Source organism: Parabacteroides distasonis ATCC 8503, assembly GCF_000012845.1.
GTDB classification, from domain to species: Bacteria; Bacteroidota; Bacteroidia; order Bacteroidales; family Tannerellaceae; genus Parabacteroides; species Parabacteroides distasonis.
The window spans coordinates 1426663-1449387 of record NC_009615.1 but is presented as its reverse complement, the minus strand read 5'-3'; the positions used below and the strand labels follow the sequence as shown (position 1 = coordinate 1449387).

The 22725-nt window shown below is 45.7% G+C and carries 21 protein-coding genes; 13 read left to right on the top strand and 8 right to left on the bottom strand.

Annotation, left to right across the window (positions count from 1 at the left end; all coding sequences use genetic code 11):
- Positions 1-170: 170 nt before the first annotated feature.
- The gene (locus BDI_RS21000; RefSeq protein ID WP_172580098.1) at positions 171-344 is read left to right on the top strand and encodes a hypothetical protein; all 174 of its coding nucleotides are present in this window, start codon (positions 171-173) and stop codon (positions 342-344) included.
- 243 nt (positions 345-587) lie between these two features.
- Here the strand turns inward: BDI_RS21000 and BDI_RS06245 are convergent, their stop codons facing one another.
- Positions 588-1106 carry a cupin domain-containing protein gene (locus BDI_RS06245; protein WP_005856638.1) on the bottom strand — a complete coding sequence of 173 codons (519 nt, stop codon included), beginning with the start codon at positions 1104-1106 and terminating at the stop codon, positions 588-590.
- 200 nt (positions 1107-1306) lie between these two features.
- On the opposite strand from BDI_RS06245, the gene BDI_RS06240 reads away from it, so the two are divergent.
- Positions 1307-1924 carry a helix-turn-helix domain-containing protein gene (locus BDI_RS06240; RefSeq protein ID WP_005862072.1) on the top strand — a complete coding sequence of 206 codons (618 nt, stop codon included), beginning with the start codon at positions 1307-1309 and terminating at the stop codon, positions 1922-1924.
- A 6-nt stretch (positions 1925-1930) separates the two neighbouring features.
- Positions 1931-2206: a zinc ribbon domain-containing protein gene (locus BDI_RS06235; protein WP_005856642.1), complete on the top strand. Its 276-nt coding sequence runs from the start codon at positions 1931-1933 to the stop codon at positions 2204-2206.
- Here BDI_RS06235 and BDI_RS06230 read toward each other — a convergent pair.
- A complete protein-coding gene (locus BDI_RS06230) occupies positions 2168-3256 on the bottom strand; it encodes a winged helix DNA-binding domain-containing protein (protein WP_011966366.1) in 1089 nt (362 codons plus the stop codon). The genes BDI_RS06235 and BDI_RS06230 overlap by 39 nt on opposite strands.
- Before the next feature lie 111 nt (positions 3257-3367).
- On the opposite strand from BDI_RS06230, the gene BDI_RS06225 reads away from it, so the two are divergent.
- Positions 3368-3967 carry a recombinase family protein gene (locus BDI_RS06225; protein ID WP_005856646.1) on the top strand — a complete coding sequence of 200 codons (600 nt, stop codon included), beginning with the start codon at positions 3368-3370 and terminating at the stop codon, positions 3965-3967.
- A gap of 9 nt (positions 3968-3976) precedes the next feature.
- Here the strand turns inward: BDI_RS06225 and corA are convergent, their stop codons facing one another.
- The 3 genes from corA to BDI_RS06210 are packed head-to-tail and all read right to left on the bottom strand — an operon-like array spanning position 3977 to position 8983.
- Positions 3977-5053: a magnesium/cobalt transporter CorA gene (corA, locus tag BDI_RS06220; RefSeq protein ID WP_005856648.1), complete on the bottom strand. Its 1077-nt coding sequence runs from the start codon at positions 5051-5053 to the stop codon at positions 3977-3979.
- 15 nt (positions 5054-5068) lie between these two features.
- Complete coding sequence (locus BDI_RS06215) at positions 5069-7537, bottom strand: endonuclease MutS2 (RefSeq protein WP_008772073.1); 2469 nt, start codon at positions 7535-7537, stop codon at positions 5069-5071.
- Positions 7538-7552: 15 nt separating this feature from the next.
- Complete coding sequence (locus BDI_RS06210) at positions 7553-8983, bottom strand: DUF4136 domain-containing protein (RefSeq protein ID WP_005856652.1); 1431 nt, start codon at positions 8981-8983, stop codon at positions 7553-7555.
- Positions 8984-9199: 216 nt separating this feature from the next.
- On the opposite strand from BDI_RS06210, the gene BDI_RS06205 reads away from it, so the two are divergent.
- The 3 genes from BDI_RS06205 (at position 9200) to BDI_RS06195 (ending at position 11682) form a co-directional block, all read left to right on the top strand.
- Positions 9200-9784: a nucleotide exchange factor GrpE gene (locus BDI_RS06205; RefSeq protein WP_008772074.1), complete on the top strand. Its 585-nt coding sequence runs from the start codon at positions 9200-9202 to the stop codon at positions 9782-9784.
- A 30-nt stretch (positions 9785-9814) separates the two neighbouring features.
- Positions 9815-10969: a molecular chaperone DnaJ gene (gene dnaJ, locus BDI_RS06200; RefSeq protein WP_005856657.1), complete on the top strand. Its 1155-nt coding sequence runs from the start codon at positions 9815-9817 to the stop codon at positions 10967-10969.
- Between the two features lie 140 nt (positions 10970-11109).
- Positions 11110-11682: a cob(I)yrinic acid a,c-diamide adenosyltransferase gene (locus BDI_RS06195; RefSeq protein ID WP_005856659.1), complete on the top strand. Its 573-nt coding sequence runs from the start codon at positions 11110-11112 to the stop codon at positions 11680-11682.
- On the opposite strand, the gene BDI_RS06190 is transcribed toward BDI_RS06195, so the two are convergent.
- The gene (locus BDI_RS06190) at positions 11679-12524 is read right to left on the bottom strand and encodes a histidinol-phosphatase (protein WP_005856662.1); all 846 of its coding nucleotides are present in this window, start codon (positions 12522-12524) and stop codon (positions 11679-11681) included. The two genes, BDI_RS06195 and BDI_RS06190, sit on opposite strands and share 4 nt — an antisense overlap.
- A gap of 78 nt (positions 12525-12602) precedes the next feature.
- On the bottom strand, positions 12603-13793 hold the full coding sequence (gene kbl / locus BDI_RS06185) for a glycine C-acetyltransferase (protein ID WP_005856664.1): 1191 nt from the start codon (positions 13791-13793) through the stop codon (positions 12603-12605).
- Positions 13794-13972: 179 nt separating this feature from the next.
- Here kbl and BDI_RS06180 point away from each other — a divergent pair, with 179 nt between their 5' ends.
- Complete coding sequence (locus tag BDI_RS06180) at positions 13973-14926, top strand: NAD-dependent epimerase/dehydratase family protein (RefSeq protein ID WP_005856666.1); 954 nt, start codon at positions 13973-13975, stop codon at positions 14924-14926.
- 88 nt (positions 14927-15014) lie between these two features.
- Here BDI_RS06180 and trmD read toward each other — a convergent pair whose 3' ends face one another.
- Positions 15015-15689: a tRNA (guanosine(37)-N1)-methyltransferase TrmD gene (gene trmD, locus BDI_RS06175; protein WP_008772076.1), complete on the bottom strand. Its 675-nt coding sequence runs from the start codon at positions 15687-15689 to the stop codon at positions 15015-15017.
- 254 nt (positions 15690-15943) lie between these two features.
- Between trmD and pheT the strand changes: the two genes are divergently transcribed.
- From pheT to BDI_RS06150, 5 genes are all read left to right on the top strand, one after another.
- The gene (gene pheT, locus BDI_RS06170; protein WP_005856670.1) at positions 15944-18406 is read left to right on the top strand and encodes a phenylalanine--tRNA ligase subunit beta; all 2463 of its coding nucleotides are present in this window, start codon (positions 15944-15946) and stop codon (positions 18404-18406) included.
- Positions 18407-18445: 39 nt separating this feature from the next.
- Positions 18446-19177, top strand: a complete 732-nt coding sequence (locus BDI_RS06165; protein ID WP_005856672.1) for a YebC/PmpR family DNA-binding transcriptional regulator — start codon at positions 18446-18448, stop codon at positions 19175-19177.
- 146 nt (positions 19178-19323) lie between these two features.
- Positions 19324-20088 (top strand): hypothetical protein, encoded by a 765-nt coding sequence (locus BDI_RS06160; protein WP_005856675.1) that lies wholly within the window; start codon positions 19324-19326, stop codon positions 20086-20088.
- Between the two features lie 132 nt (positions 20089-20220).
- On the top strand, positions 20221-21279 hold the full coding sequence (locus BDI_RS06155) for a DUF4621 domain-containing protein (RefSeq protein WP_011966365.1): 1059 nt from the start codon (positions 20221-20223) through the stop codon (positions 21277-21279).
- A 36-nt stretch (positions 21280-21315) separates the two neighbouring features.
- Positions 21316-22722 (top strand): DUF5723 family protein, encoded by a 1407-nt coding sequence (locus tag BDI_RS06150; RefSeq protein WP_005856679.1) that lies wholly within the window; start codon positions 21316-21318, stop codon positions 22720-22722.
- The last annotated feature ends 3 nt before the right edge of the window (positions 22723-22725 follow it).

The window sequence follows — 22725 nt, the reverse complement described above, 5'->3', positions numbered from 1 at the left end:
AATTTAGAAAGGGATTTGACTATCCTTATTGGTTGATTAAGTTAAGGGGATAAATTTCGATACTGTAAAATTTGTTGTGTTAAATTTAAATTTTGTATAAACAAAAGGGTGACGATGTCTGTTTAAAACACCAAACAGATGATTTTATTTATTAATCTAAATTAAGATATATGATACCGAAAGTGGAGATAGAAGCAGGCAAGGCGGATTTAATCCGTGAGATTTTAGGCGTTAATGATTTGCAGGACATTAACTTACTTGATGAGTACCGTGATATATTTATAAAATCACAAAAGTCTGTGTATGAGAATGAATCTGTTAATGATATTAATTGTACGGATTGAATTCTTTGATAGAGAGATTCCAACTTCTTTTATAGGATGAGGAAATGTTTATTCAATATATTGTTTACTAGTGTATTACAGTTTTATCGTAATTCTACCTTATGAAACTATAGTTTTTTTAGCAGAAAACTGTAGTTTCCCAAGGAGGGAACTACAGTTTCCATAGGAAGAAACTGCAGTTTCTTCCTATGGAAACCGGAGTGTCTTTTAGGCTCGGTTTGTGTAAACGATAAGGAAAATTTACTACTTATCATTTACGGCCTTCCCATATTCCTCATCACTTACCGGCTCAAGCCAAGTATTTTTGTTGGTTTGGGGATTGCATTCTACGGCGATATGCGAAAACCAACTGTCCGGTGAGGCGCCGTGCCAATGCTCTACGTTTGGTGCGATTTCGACAACATCCCCGGGTAGTAAACGACGGGCGCTTTTACCTCGTTCTTGATAATAACCCACACCACCTACGGCGATGAGTATCTGCCCTCCTGTATGCGTGTGCCAGTTGTTTCGGCAGTTAGGTTCAAACGTTACGTTAAACATTGGTACGTTTAAATCCTTATTGCTTGTTAATGGCGCTAGCCAAGACTTCCCCGAGAAATATTGTTCAAACCCGGTGTTTTCATTTCCTGTAGGGAATTCACTAATTTTTGGAATTTCAGTTTTCATTTCTTGTGCGTTTATATTGCCAATAGAGATTAATGTGATCAACATGGCAATGGTTATTTTCTTTATATTCATATTTGTTTTCTTGATTTTATCCATATCACAAAATTATTTAAGATATTCCATTACTTTTGTATACCAATTACTGATAAGTGTAACAGAATTACTGATTTTACAATCTATAGAATCTTGAAGTTGATGGCTTTTAAACAAATATAGGGGAAATCTCAAATTGGCGAGATTGGACAATTGTCAGTCTGTTGGGATTATGTATTTTTGTCATCATAAGAATCTATAGGATGAAGCCTGATACGGAAAACATATATCAACGGAAAATCAATCAAGTAATTGATTATATCAATGCGAATTTGCATCTCCCTTTACGACTGGATATAATAGCCGGGCAAGTAAACGTGTCCGAGCGGCAGCTACTACGTATTATGAAAGGAGCCTTGAATGAGTCATTATATGCTTATGTGGCGAGGCAACGTGTAGAGCGAGCGGTTCTATATATGCATACGGAAGATATGAGTCTGGCAGATCTAGCGAGTCGGGTAGGCTATGATAACCCCCAATCTTTCTCGAAAGCGTTCAAGAAACAATTCAGCGTATCTCCGAAAGCTTATATGGATAAGTTGCGAGCACGTCTGAGAGAAGAGACCGAGAAGTGGAGTAATGCTTCGGTCGGGAAGGAGATTATTCCATCAGGGATGTTCGGTACGATTCGTTTGCAGAAAGGAAAATATGCGGTTTATACCTTAAAAGGTAGTTATGCGGGATTACAAGAACTATATAATACTATAAATATAGATTTCAATTATACCAAACGGCATGGAATGGCGTTTGAGGAATATGTGAGTTATTCGGAAGAGGATGACGATACCCAAGTGACAAAGATTTATATACCAATAAAATAAATTAGTATGGAAACAAAATTTTGCCAAAGCTGCGGTATGCCGCTGCAAAAGAATGAGGAGTTAGGAACGAACCATGACGGAAGCAAGAATGAGGAATATTGTTGCTATTGTTATAAGGACGGGGCCTTCACGATGGCTTGTACGATGGATCAGATGATCGATCATTGTGCCCAGTTTGTCGATGAGTTCAATAAAGATGCGGACTTTCATTATACGAAAGAGGAGGCCGTAGCGAATATGAAATTATTTTTCCCGACATTGAAGCGCTGGGCGGTGCGATAAGCCTCTATAAAAAGCGTCTATCTGCGCTTCGGCCTGCTGGATTAATTTCACTGGAATGCGGGGCTTCTTCTCGAAAAAGTCCATTTCTATTTGAATGGTGTTTTTTTTAATGGAGCGGCTCCAATTACCTATTATCTTTCCGTTATACAAGATAACTGGGTAGAAGGTACCGAATCGGTTGAACGCTTTTGGATGATGTTCTAGCGGCAATACGTCCGTGCGGTTTTTGTAACTGATCAAGTATTCATCGAAGGCGGGGAGGAGACGCAGTACAGGTTTGCTCTCATTTTTTCCTTTCCATGATTGGTGGATGAAATATTCACGGGAATCGAACGTCTCGGTTATTAACTCCGTCTTGATCAGATTGATAGCGAGCCTACACTCGGTAGCGGTTAGCCCGGACCACCAAACAAAATCCTGTAACTGGGCAGGGGAGTGGCTTTGAAAATATCTGGATGCCAATCTCGCCAGAGCCTCTTCCCTGCAAAGTTCACGAGTAGGAGGGACACGTTCGTCCAATAAGGCGTAAGTCGTTTTCTTTCCTTTATCGATCCCGCTACAGACGATGCCTTCCACCTCACCCCATGTAAGGAAAAGGTTTACGTGATCTATGGTGGGCAAAATCCCGGATTTTTGCAATTCCGTCGTTACTTCTTGTTTGGTCAGGCTTTTGTATCCTTCCAGTATCTTTCCGATCTGATCTAGGTATCTTGTGAACAGCGTTTTTTCTATCTTCCCGAAATGTCCCTTGGCGTACGACATAACGGCAGCCTTGATACGCTCGGAAGATAGCATAAGCATCCAACGGATATCCTCGGCGGCCACGAAATGCCAAGTAGGACGCATCACATGGGTACGTAGAATATCACCTTTGTACAAAGCCTCATTTACCTTTTCAAGGGAAGAGGATCTCAAGCGAATACCGATCGCCCATTTGGCCATCTCATACTCCTGCGCCTGGATAGCGCCCATCCAAGAGACCAACTCTTTCGGGGACTCGAATCGGGGTTGTTCCAATTGTTGGCTAGCTACTCGTATATGTGTTATCATAATATATGAATATAAACGCAAATGTACGAAATAAAGCGTTAAACATCCCATAATCTTGAAGATATACTCATTCTTTTTGTACCTTCACGCTAGAAACAATTAGTGAAATTTATGACGATAGCGTATTTAAATGTGGCTACGGACCGGCAACACTTGGATATTCAAAGGGAAGAGATCTCTTCTTTTGCTGCGGCCAAAGATATCCATGTGGATAAATGGGTCATGGAAGTATCCGGAGAGAAAGCGAAACAGCCGGGACCAAAGTTAAAACTTGTTCTCGAACGCTTGAAGAAAGGGGATGCCTTGATCGTATCGGATATTACCCGTTTGTGTCTTACCTTATATGAGTTGATGGGGATACTTACCGTTTGCATGGAGAAGGACGTGACGGTCTATTGTATAAACGACCGTTATATATTCGATGACCGGATGGATCGCCAATTGATGATTAATGTCTTCAAGCAAGTAGACGAGATTGATCACAGTCTGGTTTCCATACGTACAAAAGACGCCTTGGAACAGGTGAAAAGTACGGGAAAGCGGTTGGGACGTCCTAAAGGCTCGGAATCCAAGTTGTTCTTCTTGGATGCCCATAAGGGGGAGATCATGAACATGTTGGAGCGGGGAGAATCGGTAGGATCGATTTGCGAGCATTTCAACGTCTCTAAGAATACTTTTTATAAGTATAGGAAGAAATTCTTCAGATCGTAAGGATTGGTTTTAATACCAATCCTTTCGTTTCATATATAGCCAAGTCAATACTCCGGTAGCTATCATGACGGCCCAAGCGATGAAATAACCGTAACGCCAATCCAATTCCGGCATTATCTTGAAGTTCATACCCCATACGCCCACCAAGAATGTCAAAGGGATGAAAAGGGTGGAGACAATCGTCAGCCGTTTCATGATGGCGTTCATCCTAAGATCGTTATTGGATATATAAAGATCGACAAGGGAAGAGGTGATTTCCCGGCAGCTTTCCGTTGTTTGGATAACGAATTGGAGTTGGTCTTGCAGGTCATTATAGATCGGTAGGATATCCGGGGTGATAATCCCGTTCTCTGTTCGTAATAGTTTTGAGAATTGATCTTTCAGCGGTAGGCTATTCTTACGGATAATCATGTACTCATGGCGGTGTTGTTGGATTAGGGAACCCATATTACCCTGATCGTTCTTAGGATCGAGCAAAGTCTCTTCTATATCCTCTAGTATCTCTTCTACCTTTGAGGCGGATTCTACTAGATTCGCTATGATGGTGTTTAGAAGGAAAGCGAGCAGCAATCCACTGCCTTTTTTCCGGATGTTCAGCATGTTGGATAGTAGCGCTTTATGAGCGGCCTCGAATACGGGGTTGTTGCTTTCCGTAAAAGTGATAACCGTATTGTTAGCTACCAGTATGCTGATGTGCTCAGACCGCATCTCGTTATTGACATCGTAATAGCAGGAGTTTAATACGATAAGCATTCGTCCTTTGTATTCCTCTACCTTGACCACGTGTTGGGGAGTCAAGATATCCTTAGCGTCCAGATTATGCAGTCCGAAATCTTTTACGATACGGGTAATGGCATCCGCATTGGTCAATCCGCTAACCTCGAACCAATTGATCTGATTCGAGTCGGTTAGTTTGCTGAAAGAGGTGTCGGTTATCCGCACCTCTTTCGTATGCAAAGATTGTTCGTTGTATTGAGTGAGACGGATGCCGGTTGCTGTCTCATGTTCGCCGGCGTAATAATACTTGTCCGATAAATGCCGGTTGGATATATGTCTTCTCCTGTGTGTATATTCATTCCGTCTCATAATAAGGATCTCTTTTTAATCAAACTCAACAACGGTGATACCGGCGCCTCCGAACTGCACATGCTCGTCTTGAAAGCGACGGACACCGGGAACCGTGCGCAGATAATCCCGGATTAGCTGACGTAAGATACCCGTACCGGTTCCATGTAAGATGCGAACCTTGCCTGCCCCGACTTGAATGGCGTCGTCGATAAAATAAGTCACGCTTTGCAATGCCTCATCGCCCCTCATTCCTCTCACATCGATTTCTTGCTTAAAGTTTATCTTCTTCTCATGCATATTGTCAGTGGTCTGGGAGCTGACGAACGTGCTTTTCTGGATTTCCCGTTTGATCTGGCCTTTGCTTACCTTTTCCAACTGCTCCAGCTTAACCGTGCTTTTGATCATCCCGAATGCTACTACGGCCTGCTTTCCTTGTAGTTCCATAACGGTTCCGGCGGAAACCTGCCCTTTAAGGCGTACATTGTCGCCGACCTCTATCACCTCTTTATTAAATATCGGCTGGGCCGTCACTTTTTGTTTCTGTTTCTTCCGTTCGTTCCGTTCCTTGAGCTTCGCCATCTTGCGTGCGATCTTATCGTCTTCTTCTTCGGTCGCCATGACGGAGTTCTTGAACTCTTCCAAGGCTTTGCGGGCCAGTTTGGTCTGTTCTTTTTCCGCTTGGGCCTCCTTGATCTCACGGACGGTATTCTCGATCTTGGCGTTAGCCTCCGCTAGAATACGTTGGGCCTCGGCCTTTGCCTCCCGGATGATCTCTTTCCGTTGCTTGTTTACGGCTTCCAAGTCTTGTTCATAACGGGAAGTGACATCTTCCAGTTTTTTCTCCTGCTGACGGATATTCTGCCGTTTGCTTTCCCAGTACCGTTTATCGCGTACGATATCTTGCAGGTATTTGTCCATATTGATATAATCCGCTCCGACGTTCGCGGAAGCGTCGGCTATCACGTCCTCGGGCAGACCGATCTTGCGTGCGATCTCTACGGCAAAAGAGCTACCCGGATTTCCGATAGAAAGCTTGAACAAGGGCTGCATCAAATGGCGGTCGTACAACATGGCACCGTTTACGATACCTTCCGTATCCTCGGCGAAATGCTTCAAATTCTGGTAGTGGGTCGTGATTACCCCAAAGCTATGATTCCGGTTGAAGCGATCCAATAAAGCCTCGGCGATAGCGCCGCCAATCTGGGGTTCCGTACCGCTACCGAACTCATCGATTAGGATAATGGTCCGCTCGTTACAATTCTTCACGAAATACTTCATGTTGGTAAGGTGGGAACTGTAGGTACTCAAATCGTTCTCGATGCTTTGCTCATCGCCTATATCGATGAATATATGCTCGAAGATCCCGGTTCTTGATCGCTCATGCAAAGGAATCAATAAACCACATTGCAACATGTATTGAAGTAATCCGACCGTTTTCAGGCAAACGGATTTACCACCGGCGTTCGGACCGGATATGATCAAGATCCGTTTTCCCTCGGTCAGCTCGATATCGAGGGGAACTACCTGCTTGCCCTGTTTCTGTAAAGACAGGAATAAGAGCGGATGCACGGCACGTACCCAATCCATTTGTCGCTTATCCTCCACGATCGGCTTGATCGCCTTGACTTGCTCCGCGAATAACGCTTTCGCACGAATGAAGTCAATGTCGGCAAGAAACTCGTAAGATTGTAGGATATCCGGAGCTAAAGGACGGATCACGTTCGTGAATTCCGTCAGTATCTTAATGATTTCCCGGCGTTCTTCCCCTTCCAGTTCCCGGATGCGGTTATTCGCTTCCACGACCACCTCCGGCTCTATAAAGACCGTCTTGCCACTGGCGGACTCATCATGTACGATACCTTTTATCTTTCGTTTGAAGGCCGGGGCTACCGGGATCATCAAACGACCGTCGCGCATGGTCGGTGTCACGTCCTTATCGACAACCCCGTCCGATTGTGCCGCACGGAGGATGGATTGCAGGCTGCGGGAAATACCGCTCATCGTGATCGTCATTTCCCTGCGGATTTGCGATAGGGTGGAGGAAGCACTGTCCTTGACCTTGCCGAATTTATCGAGGATACTATCGATCTTTCCAATCAATTGGGGGAAGACAAAGATATCTCCCGCCAATTCAGTCAAGGCCGGATACTTGATTTCCTCATCGTCCATAGGCTTGAAGAAGCGTACGATGTCATTGATCGTTTGCAAGGAACGTTTGAGGTCGAACAACTCCCGTTCATCCAGCCAAGTACCTTCCGGCCGAATCCGTTTCAAGGAATAGCGCACGTCGAAGAAATAACTGGCAGGGAATTCCGTGTCTCCGTGTAGGATACGGATAAACTCATCGGTTTGTTCCAATCGCTTGGATACGACCTCGAAATCGGCGGAGAATCCCATCTCCGCTACCCGCTCTTCCCCGAGCGGGCTTAAACATTTTTCTGTGATTAAGTGACGGATCTTATCAAAGCCCGTCTTTTGTTCAAAATTTTGTGGATATATCACGTGTTTGTAAAATCTTTATTTGATCTCTACCGTCACTTCAGAGCGAATGGTAGGACGGATAATTACTTCTAATTTTGTCTTGCCACGCTTTATATTAAATGTACAGGCGTTGTTGCCGGACGGATTAATATAAGGGGCGAAATAGTATAAATAAGAGAACGCCGGCAAGTAATCGGAGCTTTGCGACGCATCCGCTATTTGGGGATATTTGAATACGTCCCAGAACATGCAATACTTGAAACCGTTCGCATCCGTAAACATCGTCTTCGGATCACGATATTGCATCGTGTTCGTGATAAAGCGTTTGTAGGCGGATGAGAACTCCTCTGCCGAATGATCCATCTTATGGCGGCCGATCTTTTCTATAATGTCACGGGGACGGATGCCTGCCGCATAAGCGGGAGAGTTACGATCTACGTCAACCACTTGATCCAATTTATCGATATCGTAGCTGATCCCCGTATAATTATAGGTCTTCTTGCTCACCTTGAACGGTACGTTACGTCCGTATTTCGTGTATGGGTATTGCATACACATCAACGGGACATGCACCCGGGCGTATTCGTCTAAACGATAAGAGTCTTCCAGCAACTCGTTCGCCTCACATTCCCAGAGTACACGTCCGGGGATATCTTTTTGATCGATGATACGGATACCGAATTGCAACAGATATTCGGCTTCCGCTTCGGCGGCGGCGTAATTCAAGAACGGGAATTTCTCCATCTTACTGTGCGAGAAGTTGTACCGGTAAGTCGGTTCTTTTTCTACCAATACTTTATTCGCTCCCAGATAGTTCGGGTTCTTATCGAAAAAATAGAAAGTCTGTATCAATAAATCCGGCTTCGCGATATCAACCGTAAGTCCTTTTTTGGTCAACTCGTTCTCGATGCATTCGTTGATGACCGTTTCCAGTTTACGGTTATTCTCGTCGATGGTCGAGAAGGCGAATGTCTTGAAGTTACCGAAATCTACGCCGTCGGATGTGACGGTAGTCTTGAACGGGCATACGAATTCTTGCTCATTGGTTGTCTCCAAGCTATACATCGCATAGGCGGACGCCAGCTGGTCTTCCGTGATGGCGTTACTTTTCTTGCAGTCCTTCTTTACCAATACTTGTTTAGAAGGAGAGGAAAGGTTGCTGATAGTCAATAGGACATCGTTTCTTCCGGCGGGATTCAGCAGTTGAGGGATCTCGTCGACAGATACCTCCGTCACGGGTACCCCGTTGATCTCCTCGATCACGTCATATTTCTTAATACCTGCTTGCTCGGCGGATGAATAAGGGATGATACTTTTAATGACCGGCTTGTTGTTTCCCCAGTTCTTGCTCTGGCTGATATCGTATGTGAAGCCTAGTCGGCAGATGGATGTATTCCTGTTTTGGGCGGAAACCGTACAGACCGCCAATACTAATAGCAACGTTGATAAAATCACACTTCTCATCATATTCTGGAATTTTATTTACTCTAAAAATACCTGTTTCGTTTAAAACATAGGCAAAGGTAAAGATATTTTTGATGTGGTGGAATAGTTGGCAATATATTTGCTGCTATAATAGTGTATGAACTTGATATGGATGCTGTGTATATACTTTTTAAGGGTATTTATGTGGTAACGTATTTCGCTTACAATTAGTTAGTAATGAAAAAAATCAGATAGATTATGAGCAAGATGAATCCAAACGAGAAAAAAGAAAACGCTTCAAAAAACGAAAACGTGAATAATGAGGAAGCGACAAATTTGCAGGAAGAACAGTCAAATGCGGCAGATGAAGCTGCCGGCTCTGACAATGTGTCGGGTGAGGTGGAAGCCTTGCAAAAGAAATATAACGAATTGAACGATTCCCACCTGCGCTTGATGGCAGAGTTTGACAATTACCGTAAACGTACGATGCGTGAGAAGGCCGATTTGATCAAGACTGGCGGCGAGGGTGCGTTAAAGAACCTTCTTCCTATTATCGACGATTTCGAGCGTGCCTTGCAGAACGTCCGTGCGGCGGAGGATGTAGAGGCCGTTAAAGAAGGCGTGGACTTGATTTTCGGTAAGTTCATGGGCTATCTGTCTCAGCAGGGCGTGAAGCCGATCGAGGCCATAGGCAAGCCGTTCGATACGGAGGAGTTTGAGGCTATCGCTACGATTCCCGCTCCGGAACCGGACATGAAGGGCAAGGTATTGGATTGCGTACAAACTGGATATACCTTATTTGACAAGGTAATACGTCACGCTAAAGTAGTAGTGGGAGAATAATCGGAAAATCGGCAAATAACAAATACAAGGATGGCTAAAAGGGATTACTATGAAGTGCTGGGCGTTGAGAAGAATGCTTCGGCGGATGAGATAAAGAAAGCGTACCGCAAGAAGGCGATACAATTCCACCCGGATAAGAACCCGGGCGATAAGCAAGCGGAGGAGAACTTTAAGGAGGCGGCTGAGGCATACGACGTGTTGAGCGATCCGCAAAAGCGTCAGCGTTATGATCAATTCGGTCATGCGGGTGTCGGCGGGGCTTCACAAGGTGGCGGCTTCGGTGGTGGTATGTCCATGGAGGATATTTTCTCACAGTTCGGCGACATCTTTGGTGGACATTTTGGCGGTTTTGGTGGCTTCGGTGGTTTCGGCGGTTCTCGTGGAGGACGCCGTGTGAACCGTGGATCGGACTTGCGTGTGAAGGTGAAGCTGAACCTGAAAGAGATCGCTAACGGCGTGGAAAAGAAGATCAAGGTGAAGAAGTATGTGCCTTGTTCGCATTGTCACGGTAGCGGGGCGGAAGGCTCGGAGGGTGTGAAAACGTGTGATACGTGTAAAGGTAGCGGTGTCGTTACCCGTATCGCCAACACGATCCTAGGGCAGATGCAGACGCAGACGACTTGCCCTACTTGTGGTGGCGAGGGCAAGATCGTTGTCAAGAAATGTACGGAGTGTAATGGTGAGGGCGTCGTTCGCGACGATGAGATTATCACGATCAATATCCCTGCCGGTGTAGCCGAGGGCATGCAACTCTCCATGAATGGTAAAGGCAACGCCGCACGACATGGTGGAATCAACGGTGACTTATTGATCCTTATCGAGGAGGAACCGCATCCGGAGTTGATTCGTGATGAGAACGATCTGTTATACAACCTGCTATTGAGTGTTCCGCAAGCAGCCTTGGGAGCCACGGTAGAGGTCCCGACCATTGACGGGAAGGCGAAATTGAAGATCGAGCCGGGTACGCAGCCGGGTAAGGTGCTTCGTTTGCGTAATAAAGGACTTCCTTCCATCAATAGTTATGGTACGGGCGATCTGTTGGTGAACGTGAGTGTATATATCCCCGAGACTTTGTCGTCTACGGAGAAAGAGACGCTGAACGGATTGGAGAATTCACCGAACTTCCAGCCTAATAAGACGATGAAAGAGAAAATCTTCAGTAAGTTTAAGCACTTCTTTGATTAACGAATAGAAAAGACTACTGTGTTCGTGTGAGAACACTATAGTATTCGTGGATAAACACAGTAGTGTTTGAAGATGAATACTATAGTGTTTATCACCGGAATACGGTAGTCTTTTTTCATAAGTCCTAAAATGAGTATCCTATGAGAATATATACCCGTGGAGGAGATAAAGGAAAAACCGGCATACATGGCGGTGAGCGTGTCGATAAGGATGACATCCGTATCGAGGCGAATGGGACGTTGGATGAGTTGAACGCCGAGATCGGTATTGTCCGTACGTTGCTGCCTCCCGATCATGAATGGCAGGTGTTGCTGGGTAGGATACAGCGTGAGATGATGGCCGTGATGTCTCATGTGGCGACACCATCGGCGATCCGTGATCAGAATCCGAATCCGCTTCCCGATGATTTGACCGTCTTTTGTGAGTCCCATATCGATGATCTATCCGCCCAGATGGAGGATAACGGGTATTTTATCCTTCCGGGAGGCACACCTGTTTCGGCGCACCTCCAATTGGCCCGTACGATCACCCGCAGGGCCGAACGCCGCTTGTGGACATTGAATCGGAAAGACCCGGTTCCTGCCGGGATCATGGCGTTCGTGAATCGTTTATCGGATCTGTTCTTTACGATGGCACGTTATGACATGTTTCGTCAAGGGAACGCCGAGGAGCGTTGGCAATCCTTTCTGTATAAGCGGAAAAATAAATCCTAGAGGGCGATATCTTGCCATTTGCCTTTCACGAGCTCACGGGTGGACTTGAAGCCGGCTTGCTTTAGCAACTCAAAAACCTCCTTGCGACCGTCGTTCACCAAATCCGGATAATGGCAATCGGAGTTCACCATGACAGGGATATTCATTTTCCGCATCCGTGATAGGTATTCCACACGGGGGTAAAGCTCTTTTTTCTTGGTCCAGTTCTTGGTGTTGACCTCTACCATCAATTCTTTCTCCTGAACCAGATCCAGACAAGCCTCAAAAGGCTTCCGATACCAATCCTCTTCAAAATTGAAGATCTCGTATTTCTGTCCGTTCATATAGATCTTGTCGATATGTCCGACGATATCGATGCCTCCGGCCTCTATCATTTTCATCGTGGTATCGAAGAAACGCTTGACAAGCAACCGGACATCTCCCTCGAAATGCCGCTCCACGGAGTGGGCGTATTCCCTGAATGAGCCGTCTATACAGACCATGTTCTCTTCGGCCAGACGCTCTGATACGGGCAGGAAATGGATGGAACCGATCCGGTAGTCCAAGGGCAACTCTTGGAAATAGGGGATCGAGGCGTTATAGGTCTCGTCCAGATAATCAATCTCCAGACCGGCATATATTTCCAGTTGATCGCTGTATTTCTGTTTCAGTCGTTTTATCTCTTGCAGATACTCCGGCATATCGTCTTTAGACATATTCCAGAAAGTCTCGAACGGAAGCGGCGAGTGGGAGGAAAAACCGTACGCACGGAACCCGTGTGTTATGGCGAATCTCACGAAATCCTCCGGAATACTTCTTCCATCACAAAAAGTACAATGACTATGGTAGTTACTGAGTTGCATGATTGTTCTTAGTGATTAAAAAGCCACATCCAGATCATCTTGCCCGGATGTGGCCTTGTATGATGAATGAGAGAGGTGTTATTTGATAACGCCTAGCTCTTTTCCTACCTTGATAAACGCTGCGATAGCCTTGTCCAGATGCTCAGTCTCGTGGCCGGCGGACAATTGTACACGGATACGAGCTTGTCCCTTCGGTACTACCGGGTAATAGAAACCGGTTACGTAAATACCCTCTTCCTGCATCTTGGCGGCGAAATCTTGAGACAACTTAGCGTCGTACAACATAACGGCGCAGATAGCGGATTGAGTCGGCTTGATATCGAAACCGGCTGCCAGCATCTTGTCGCGGAAGTAGCTTACGTTGTTCATTAATTTCGTATGTAAAGCGTCGCTCTCCTTCAACATCTTGAACATCTCCAAGCTTGCGCCTACGATGGCCGGAGCCACGGAGTTGGAGAACAAGTAGGGGCGAGAACGTTGGCGTAACATATCGATAATCTCCTTCTTTCCGGTCGTGAAGCCACCCATGGCACCACCGAACGCCTTACCCAGCGTACCCGTGAAGATATCTACACGTCCGTAAACATCAAACTGCTCGGCTACGCCATGACCCGTCGGGCCTACGACACCGGCAGAGTGAGACTCGTCCACCATAACCAATGCGTCATATTTCTCGGCAAGCTCGCAAATCTTGTCCATCGGAGCGACATTGCCGTCCATGGAGAACACGCCGTCCGTGGCGATGATACGGTGACGTTGGGCCTGCGCCTCTTGTAGGCAACGTTCCAAGTCCGCCATGTCGGCGTTAGCGTAGCGATAACGTTTCGCCTTGCATAAACGAACACCGTCGATGATAGAGGCGTGGTTCAAGGCATCCGAGATGATAGCGTCTTCCTCGCCAAACAACGGCTCAAACAAACCACCGTTAGCGTCGAAACATGCGGCGTAAAGGATCGTGTCCTCTGTCTTGAAATAGTCGGAGATGGCTGCCTCCAATTGCTTGTGCAAATCCTGCGTTCCACAGATGAAACGAACGGACGACATGCCATAACCGTGTGTATCCATGGCTTCTTTCGCGGCCTTGATCAGTCGTTGGTTATCGGACAGGCCAAGATAGTTGTTGGCGCAGAAGTTTAAAACATCACTTCCGGCATTTACTTTGATGTCGGCTCTCTGCGGCGTAGTAATGATACGCTCGTTCTTGTATAAACCAGCGGCTTTGATGCCTTCAAGTTCATTTGTCAAGAATTCTTTAAGTTTTCCGTACATAAAAACTTCGTTTTTTATTAGTATTTAGATGTGAGTAGTAGCTTCGTTGTCAAAGCGACAGACAAAGGTCTGTTTTTTTTTTGAATTTTAATACTAAAAAAGAGAAGAAATTCATGTCTAAACTGTTTTATTCTCTATACCTTTGCCGACGGAAAAAAACTTAAATCTCATTAAACGCGATGAAGAATGTATTAGTAATTGGTTCTACCGGTCAGATCGGATCAGAGTTAACCATGAAATTAAGAAGTATCTACGGTGGGAACATAGTAGCGGGTTATATCCCGGGTGCGGAGCCTAAAGGCGAGTTGTTAGAATCGGGACCTTCCGCTATCGTGGATATCACGAACGAGCAGCAGATCGCTGAGACGGTATCAAAATATAATATTGATACGATCTACAACTTGGCGGCTCTTTTGTCGGCTGTAGCAGAGGCTAAACCTCAGTTGGCGTGGAAGATCGGAATGGGGGGCTTGTTCAATGTGCTTGAGGTGGCCCGTGAGATGCACTGCGCCGTATTTACGCCGAGCTCTATTGGCGTTTTCGGTAACAATACCCCGAAAGACAAGACTCCTCAAGATACGATCCGTAATCCTCGTACGATGTACGGCGTGACGAAGGTATCCGGCGAGTTGTTAAGCGATTATTATAATATCCGTTTCGGCGTGGACACACGTTCGGTTCGTTTCCCCGGATTGATCTCTTACGTAACACCTCCGGGTGGTGGTACGACGGATTACGCTGTCGATATTTACTATTCGGCCGCTAAGGGCGAGAAATTCGTTTGCCCGATCGCAGCCGGTACTTTCATGGATATGATGTACATGCCGGACGGCTTGCGTGCCGCTATCGAGATTATGGAGGCGGATTCTACGAAGTTCGTTCATCGCAACTCTTTCAACATTGCGTCGATGAGTTTCGATCCGGAGATCATCTTTAATAATATCAAGAAATATATGCCTGAATTCCAGATGGAGTATGAGGTAGATCCTTTGCGTCAGGCTATCGCCGAGTCGTGGCCGAATTCCTTGGATGATACTTGCGCCCGCCAAGAGTGGGGCTGGAAGCCGGAGTATGATTTGGATGCCATGACAAAAGACATGTTAGCTAAATTGAAAGAACGTTTCAATAAATAAGAGTGATGTTGTAGCCATGATTGTTTGTGGATAGAGGGGCCGGGGTATCATCGGGGGGGATGATCCCCGGCCTTGTTTTTTAACGCTGCTATTTCAATAAATCCGGCCGGAGGCGTGCCGTACGCTCTTGTGCTTGTTGCAAGCGCCATTCTTCGATCTTGCGCTGGTGCCCGGATAATAGTACCTCGGGTACTTTCCAACCTTTGTAATCGGCGGGACGTGTATAAACAGGCGGGGCCAGTAAGTCATCTTGGAAGGAGTCGGAGAGGGCGCTTTGCTCGTCGCCGATCGCTCCCGGTATCAAGCGTACCACGGCGTCGGTTATGATAGCGGCGGCCAGCTCTCCTCCGGTAAGGACATAGTCTCCTACGGATATCTCTTTCGTTATCAAATGCTCACGGATACGATAGTCGATCCCTTTATAGTGCCCGCAGAGGATAATCATATTATTTAGTAAAGACATGCTGTTGGCCATGGGCTGGTTGAGTGTCTCGCCATCCGGGGAGGTATAGATTACCTCGTCATATTCCCGTTCGCTTTTCAACGCTGAGATCGCCCGGTCTATCGGTTCGATCTGCATCACCATTCCGGCCTCTCCTCCGAACGGATAATCATCCACCCGCCTCCATTTATTAGTGGTGTAATCCCGTAGGTTATGTAAATGAATCTCCGCTAATCCTTTATCTTGCGCCCTCTTGACGATAGAGCAATTAATCATCCCCTCGATCATCTCGGGAAGTACGGTAAGTATATCTATACGCATAAAAAATAGTTGTAACGTTAAAACCTCCCGCAAAGGTACATCTTTATTCTGACTCATCGTAAAGTGAGTCTCTATTATCTATGATTCGCGATAGAAAATTAAGAATGAATGAAACGCATGCGTTGGCGCAGTTAAGAGTTCGTAGAAGTTCATGAGGATATTTTTGTATCGTTTGAATTATTATTCGTACTTTTGTCCGTCAATTCGGCGGCTATCAATAGAGGCCGTGTCTTTAGAGAATAAATTTTATAGCGATGAATATATCTTACAATTGGCTGAAAGAGTATCTTGATTTCGATCTGGAGCCAGAAGAAGTTGCTGCGGCGCTTACCTCTATCGGTTTGGAAACCGGTGGAGTAGAGGAAGTTCAAACCATTAAGGGCGGACTTGAGGGACTGGTTATCGGTGAAGTGTTAACTTGTGAGGAACACCCGAATTCTGACCATTTACATATAACGACCGTAAATGTAGGTGGCGAGGCTCCTTTACAAATCGTATGTGGCGCCCCGAACGTGGCTGCCGGACAGAAAGTGGTCGTAGCCGTGAACGGCACGAAACTGTACGACGGTGATGAATGCTTTACGATCAAGAGATCCAAGATCCGTGGCGTTGAGTCCAACGGTATGATTTGCGCCGAGGACGAGATAGGTATCGGTACCGACCATAACGGTATTATCGTACTTCCCGCCGACGCTGTTGTAGGTACGTTAGCTAAAGATTATTATAATGTAAAGAGCGACTACGTGCTGGAGGTGGATATCACCCCGAACCGTGTAGACGCTACTTCCCATTTCGGTGTCGCCCGTGACTTGGCCGCTTATTTGAAGCAAAACGGCAAGCCCGCCGAATTGAGACGTCCTTCGGTAGACGCTTTCAAGATCGACGACGAGACACCGGGCGTAGAGGTCGTGGTAGAGAATACGGAGGCTTGTCCCCGTTATTCCGGTGTTACGATCAAGGGCGTTACGGTGAAGGAGAGCCCGGAGTGGTTACAAAACCGTTTGCGTGTGATCGGCCTTCGTCCCATCAATAACGTAGTGGATATAACGAACTTTATCCTGCATGAGTTAGGGCAGCCTTTACACTCTTTTGACGCGGGTAAGATCAAAGGAAATAAAGTGATTGTCAAGGCAGCCGAGGCTGGTACGAAATTCGTCACGTTGGATGGCGTGGAGCGTACGTTGACCGATCGTGACTTGATGATTTGTAACGTCGAGGAACCGATGTGTATCGGTGGCGTGTTCGGCGGTTTGGATTCCGGCGTGACGGAGGAGACCACCGACGTATTCTTGGAATCCGCTTGTTTCCATCCGACGTGGATTCGCAAGACCGCCCGTCGTTTTGGCTTGAATACGGACGCTTCTTTCCGCTTCGAGCGTGGTTTGGATCCGAACAATACGATGTATGTATTGAAACGTGCCGCCTTGTTGATACAAGAGTTGGCGGGAGGTAAGATCACGGGTGCCGTACAGGATGTTTATCCTGCCGTGGCGGAACCGTATACGGTTGAGGTGACTTACGAGAAGATCAATACGTTGATCGGTAAGGATATTCCGGTAGAAACCGTGAAAAGTATCTTGGCAAGCCTTGAGATGGAGATCGTATCCGAGACTGCCGAGGGCTTGACTTTGCATGTTCCCGTATATCGTATCGATGTGCAGCGTGATGTAGACGTGATCGAGGACATTCTTCGTATCTACGGATATAATAACGTGGAGTTCAGCGATAACGTGAAGTCCAATTTAAGTTACCAGACTCCTACGGATCGTAGCTGGAAATTGCAGAACTTGATCTCGGAGCAACTTTGCGGTTGTGGTTTCAACGAGATCATGAACAACTCCTTGACACGCTCCGCTTATTATACGGATCTGTCTGTTTATCCGGAAGCGCATTGTGTCATGTTGATGAACCCGTTAAGCGCTGATTTAAACTGCATGCGTCAGACCTTGTTGTTTGGCGGCTTGGAGAGCATCGAGTATAACATGAAACGTAAGAAAGGCAATATCCGTTTCTATGAGTTCGGTAATTGCTATGATTATAATATTGATAATAAGAAGGAAGATGAGACCTTGGCGCAGTTCAGTGAGGATTACCGTCTAGGCATCTGGGTAGCCGGCAACCGAGTGGAGAACAACTGGGCGCATCCGGACGAGAAATCTTCCGTTTATGAGTTGAAGGCTTACGTAGAGAATATCTTGGTCCGCTTGGGCGTGGATATGAAACGGGTTATTTTCGGTAACTTGACGAATGATATCTATTCTTCGGGCCTAAGCATCACGACCGGTTCCGGACGTCAATTGGGTACGATGGGTATCGTAAGCAAGAAACTTCGTAAGATGTTGGATATCGATATGGAGGTTTATTACGCTGAGTTGTCGTGGACCCAATTGATGAAGGAGATCAAGAAGGCGAAAGTAACCTTCTCCGAGATTTCCAAGTTCCCGGCCGTTAAACGTGACTTGGCGTTGTTGCTTGATAAGAGCGTACAGTTTAGCGAGGTCGAGAAAATCGCTAAGGATAGCGATCGCAAGCTATTGAAGGAAGTATCTCTGTTTGACGTTTACGAGGGCAAGAATCTTCCGGCGGGCAAGAAGTCGTATGCCGTAAGCTTCTTCATGCAAGATGAGAGCAAGACTTTGAACGATAAGCAGATCGACGCTATCATGAAGAAGATCCAGACGAATCTGGAACAAAAGCTAGGTGCTCAATTGAGATAAGAATTTAATTACATAAAATAAAGATAAACTGATAAACATATGGGAAGAGCGTTTGAGTTTCGTAAAGCGAGAAAGTTTAAGCGTTGGGGCAATATGGCCCGTGTATTCACGAAGTTAGGTAAGGAAATCACGATCGCGGCAAAACAAGGTGGGCCGGAGCCCGAGAATAATCCTCGTTTACGTGTGTTGATGCAGAACGCCAAAAAGGAGAATATGCCGAAGGAGAACGTGGAGCGTGCCATTAAACGTGCCGTATCCAAGGATTTCACGGATTATAAGGAGATGAACTATGAGGGATATGGTCCTTTCGGTATCGCTATCTTCGTTGAGACCGCTACGGATAATACGACTCGTACGGTAGCCAACGTTCGTAGTTATTTCAATAAGAACGGTGGTTCTCTGGGAACATCCGGTAGCTTGGAGTTCTTGTTCGACCATAAATGCGTATTCCATATCGCCAAAAAAGAGGATCTTTCTTTAGAAGACCTAGAGTTGGAGTTGATCGACTTCGGTGTAGATGAGGTTGAGGAAGACGAGGACGAGGTTGTTCTTTATGGTGAGTTCGCGCAGAATTCGGCGATCCAGAAATATTTGGAGGAGAATGGTTTTGAGATCTTGAGTAGTGAGTTCGTACGTATCCCGAACGATTTGAAGGAGGTTACTCCGGAACAGCGTGAGTCTATCGAGAAGATTATCGAGAAATTAGAGGAAGACGAAGACGTTCAAAACGTATTCCATAATATGAAGGAAGACGATTCTGAGGAGGAATAACGTACGCTTATACGTAAAATAGTATACTTTATCCGTAAAAAAGCGACATCGAGGCAAATTCGATGTCGCTTTTTCTTTTTTACAACGAATGTTTCATGTTTTTTATTTATTTTTGTGAGTCTAGGGTGAATAACAATTTAACTTATATGGTGAAAATGAAAAGACTATTTCTTCTTTGTGCGTTCGTGAGCATGTTTGCGACGTGTAATTTTATCTCAGCTCAAAAGGAGTTAGGGATTTTCAATTCTGTTTCGGCAGGAGTGGGTGTTGGTTTGACGGGTGTAGATGTGGAAGTCGCTACTCCTATTACGCCTTATCTGGCGTTGAGAGGTGGTCTTACCTTTATGCCGGGTTTCAGCATTAATACGGACGTGGATGTAGATGTTAACGATCCGCGAGCGGGTGTGTATAATGATACATACTCCATGGATGTCAAAGGTAGCTTGAAACGTACTTCTGGACAGTTGTTGGTGAATGTTTACCCGTTTCCTCACGCTTCTTCGTTCTTCGTTGCGGCCGGCGCCTATTTCGGTGGTTCTTCCTTGGTGAAGATAGAAGGACATAGTGATAAGCTGAAAGACCTGATCGCCCAAGGAGAAAGTGCGGGCATAGTTATCGGTGATTATACGATTCCGGTGGATAATAACGGTAATGTATCCGGTGGATTGAAAGTGTCCGGTTTTCGTCCTTATCTAGGTCTTGGATTCGGTCGTGCGGTTCCTAAGAAACGGGTTGGCGTGATGTTTGAGCTGGGTGTGCAATTCCATGGCAAACCGGAGGTGTATACGGATTCAGGGGATGTAAAGGACTTGTTGAATGAGATAGACGAGGATGATACCTTTACGAAGATCATGGACAAGCTAACGGTTTATCCGGTCATGAAGATTCGTATTTGCGGAAGAATATTTTGATTGTCAAAGATAGTATAAGCTAAGAGTGGCGTTAATAATACGATGCCACTCTTTTTTTATGGCTAAACTTTCATTTATTTTGTTTATTTTTATGCGCTGTTAGGGTCATAATTTTGATAAAAATAACTTTATATGAAAAACAAACATTTGGTGATGCTATTGCTATCTTCTTGCTGTTTAGCGGCATGTGTGGATAGTAAGTATGATTTAAGCGATGTCAATACGGACGATGCGGTAATGGGTGAGTCTTGGGTAGCTCCCCTCGGTATGGGTTATGTAACGTCGGATGACGTTGTGAATGTAGAGAAAGTCCCTTCCATTCGGGAAGTCGACGGGGCTTACGTCATGATCTATGATGGAGAGATGAAGATTAAGGGGAAAAGCTTACGGGCCGCCTCTGATAAAGTGGAGATCGCCTCGGAAGATATAACGACTGGGGATATCGATGGCTTGTTCGATGGCGATTTCGTTTTGGCGTTAACGAACCCCCACATTACGTTAAAGTCGAATGTAAAGAATGCCTCTTTGGATTGTAGCTTGTCTATCGAGGCTGAGAACACAAGTAAAAAGGAGGCTACTTCCTCTGATTTTACCTTGTCAACGGTGTCTCCTAATATTTGGATCGGCCCTCTTGATCCGAAGACGGATGCTTTTAAGTTTGTCAAGAACGAGAAGTTACCGGGAATCGTACAGATTGTTCCTCAAAAAATACATTTGTCTTTGTCCGCTGATAGCAAACAATGGACGAACGCTCCTGCGGATGCCTTGAGTGAGTTACGTTATGCGGTAGAGCTTCCGTTGACTCCGGCACCGGAATTTAGCGCCGTATCCGTCGAGCGGATCGAGGACGCTTTTGATGAGGATTTCGTAGACTATATTTTCTCGGACGGAAGCGCGAGGATCTATGGAGAGGTTACGAACGAGATGCCGTTCGATATGTCTATCGAGATGGTGATCATGGATGAGAACAATGTACCGGTAGATATCCAATTCCCGGCACAAGAGGTAAAAGGACAATCTGGAGAGGTTATCTTCGAGATCACGAAGGAGGATATGCCGAAAATGAAGGATGCACGTCATATAGACCTAAATTTACATTTAACGGGTAGAGATCAAGGCGAGGCTTTGAAGAAAGGCCAGAAAACGACCTTCAACTTGAAACTTAAGAAAGAAGGTGGTATCTCCATTTGATCCCAGTACTAACCATTTAAATTACGAAAAAGAAAGATGAATACTATATATAATATGTATAAGAGAGGTCTGTGTGCTTTATGTTTATTGACCACTGTGGGAATGTCGGTATCCGCCCAGCAAATACGAACTTCTTACTTCATGCAATCTTCTACGGCACGCACGACGATGAATCCGGCGTATCGTCCCGAGAGAGGCTATGTCTCCATTCCGGTATTAGGTGCGGTTGGCGCTTCGTATGGTACGAACGGAATAGCTGTGGATAATTTTATTTATCCGAAGAATGGTGAGACCGTTACGTTCATGGATAACTCCGTGAATACCGAGTCTTTCCTGAATGGCTTGAAGGATGAGAATCAGGTAAACATGGATTTTGGCACGCAGGTTCTATCCGGTGGCTGGTACGCCGGCAAGGGATTCTGGACGGTTGATGTTTCTATCAAGGGCTTGGCGAATATTCGTGCTCCGAAGACATTGTTCGAGTTCATGAAAAAGGGTAATGGATCTCAGAGTACCTATGATATTCGTAATATCAGGGCGTACGCCGAGGCTTATTTGGAGACAGGTGTAGGATATTCTCGTCCTATCACGGATAAGTTGACAGTCGGAGGTAAGGTTAAATTGTTATGGGGCGTAGGTTCTATGGACGCTACGATCGATCAGATGCATGCTGAGATGGGAGAGACTAGCTGGAAAGTTACCTCTACCGGTACCTTGCAGACGAATATGAAAGGCTTGGTCCCGGAAATGGAAGTAGACGAGCAAGGCCGTGATTATTATAATAGCTTTGATTTCGATTCTCCGGGTCTTAGCGGTTTCGGTATGGGAGTGGACTTGGGTGCTACGTACCAATTGACCGAGAATATCATGTTGTCCGCCGCTGTCCTTGATTTAGGTTTTATCAGTTGGAGCAAAGGAGGGAGCACGGTAGGTAAGTTGGATGGAACTTTCGACTTTAACGGCTTTGATCTGGCTATCGGCGAGAATAACGGTGATATACCGAGCATGGGCGATCAGTTTGACGCTATCAAGGAAGATTTCGAGAACTTGCTTCATTTCAAGAAAGAGGGTGAGTCCGGAAGCACTACCCGTCTTCGTTCGACAATCAATATCGGTGGCGAGTACCGTTTGCTGGAAAACAAGTTAGGTATCGGCTTATTGTCAAGCACTCGTCTTTATTCCCCGAAAGCCTATACGGAACTGACATTGTCCGGTAATTACCGTCCGGTGAAATGGTTTGAGGCTACGCTGAGCTACTCATTTATCCATAGTAAGTTCAAGACGTATGGTATCGCCTTGAATTTCTCACCGTCTTGGATCAATTTCTTTATTGGATCGGATTATATGTTGACAAAGGTAACTCCACAATGCTTACCGGTAAGCGGTAACGCCATGAATCTTTACATGGGAGTAAGTGTTCCTTTGAAATCATTCGCTAATTAATAG

Coding starts and splice junctions, on each gene's coding strand:
- BDI_RS21000 (WP_172580098.1), top strand. CDS start 171: ATGATACCGAAAGTGGAGATAGAAGCAGGCAAGGCGGATTTAATCCGT.
- BDI_RS06245 (WP_005856638.1), bottom strand. CDS start 1,106: ATGGATAAAATCAAGAAAACAAATATGAATATAAAGAAAATAACCATT.
- BDI_RS06240 (WP_005862072.1), top strand. CDS start 1,307: ATGAAGCCTGATACGGAAAACATATATCAACGGAAAATCAATCAAGTA.
- BDI_RS06235 (WP_005856642.1), top strand. CDS start 1,931: ATGGAAACAAAATTTTGCCAAAGCTGCGGTATGCCGCTGCAAAAGAAT.
- BDI_RS06230 (WP_011966366.1), bottom strand. CDS start 3,256: ATGATAACACATATACGAGTAGCTAGCCAACAATTGGAACAACCCCGA.
- BDI_RS06225 (WP_005856646.1), top strand. CDS start 3,368: ATGACGATAGCGTATTTAAATGTGGCTACGGACCGGCAACACTTGGAT.
- corA (WP_005856648.1), bottom strand. CDS start 5,053: ATGAGACGGAATGAATATACACACAGGAGAAGACATATATCCAACCGG.
- BDI_RS06210 (WP_005856652.1), bottom strand. CDS start 8,983: ATGATGAGAAGTGTGATTTTATCAACGTTGCTATTAGTATTGGCGGTC.
- BDI_RS06205 (WP_008772074.1), top strand. CDS start 9,200: ATGAGCAAGATGAATCCAAACGAGAAAAAAGAAAACGCTTCAAAAAAC.
- dnaJ (WP_005856657.1), top strand. CDS start 9,815: ATGGCTAAAAGGGATTACTATGAAGTGCTGGGCGTTGAGAAGAATGCT.
- BDI_RS06195 (WP_005856659.1), top strand. CDS start 11,110: ATGAGAATATATACCCGTGGAGGAGATAAAGGAAAAACCGGCATACAT.
- BDI_RS06190 (WP_005856662.1), bottom strand. CDS start 12,524: ATGCAACTCAGTAACTACCATAGTCATTGTACTTTTTGTGATGGAAGA.
- kbl (WP_005856664.1), bottom strand. CDS start 13,793: ATGTACGGAAAACTTAAAGAATTCTTGACAAATGAACTTGAAGGCATC.
- BDI_RS06180 (WP_005856666.1), top strand. CDS start 13,973: ATGAAGAATGTATTAGTAATTGGTTCTACCGGTCAGATCGGATCAGAG.
- trmD (WP_008772076.1), bottom strand. CDS start 15,689: ATGCGTATAGATATACTTACCGTACTTCCCGAGATGATCGAGGGGATG.
- pheT (WP_005856670.1), top strand. CDS start 15,944: ATGAATATATCTTACAATTGGCTGAAAGAGTATCTTGATTTCGATCTG.
- BDI_RS06165 (WP_005856672.1), top strand. CDS start 18,446: ATGGGAAGAGCGTTTGAGTTTCGTAAAGCGAGAAAGTTTAAGCGTTGG.
- BDI_RS06160 (WP_005856675.1), top strand. CDS start 19,324: ATGGTGAAAATGAAAAGACTATTTCTTCTTTGTGCGTTCGTGAGCATG.
- BDI_RS06155 (WP_011966365.1), top strand. CDS start 20,221: ATGAAAAACAAACATTTGGTGATGCTATTGCTATCTTCTTGCTGTTTA.
- BDI_RS06150 (WP_005856679.1), top strand. CDS start 21,316: ATGAATACTATATATAATATGTATAAGAGAGGTCTGTGTGCTTTATGT.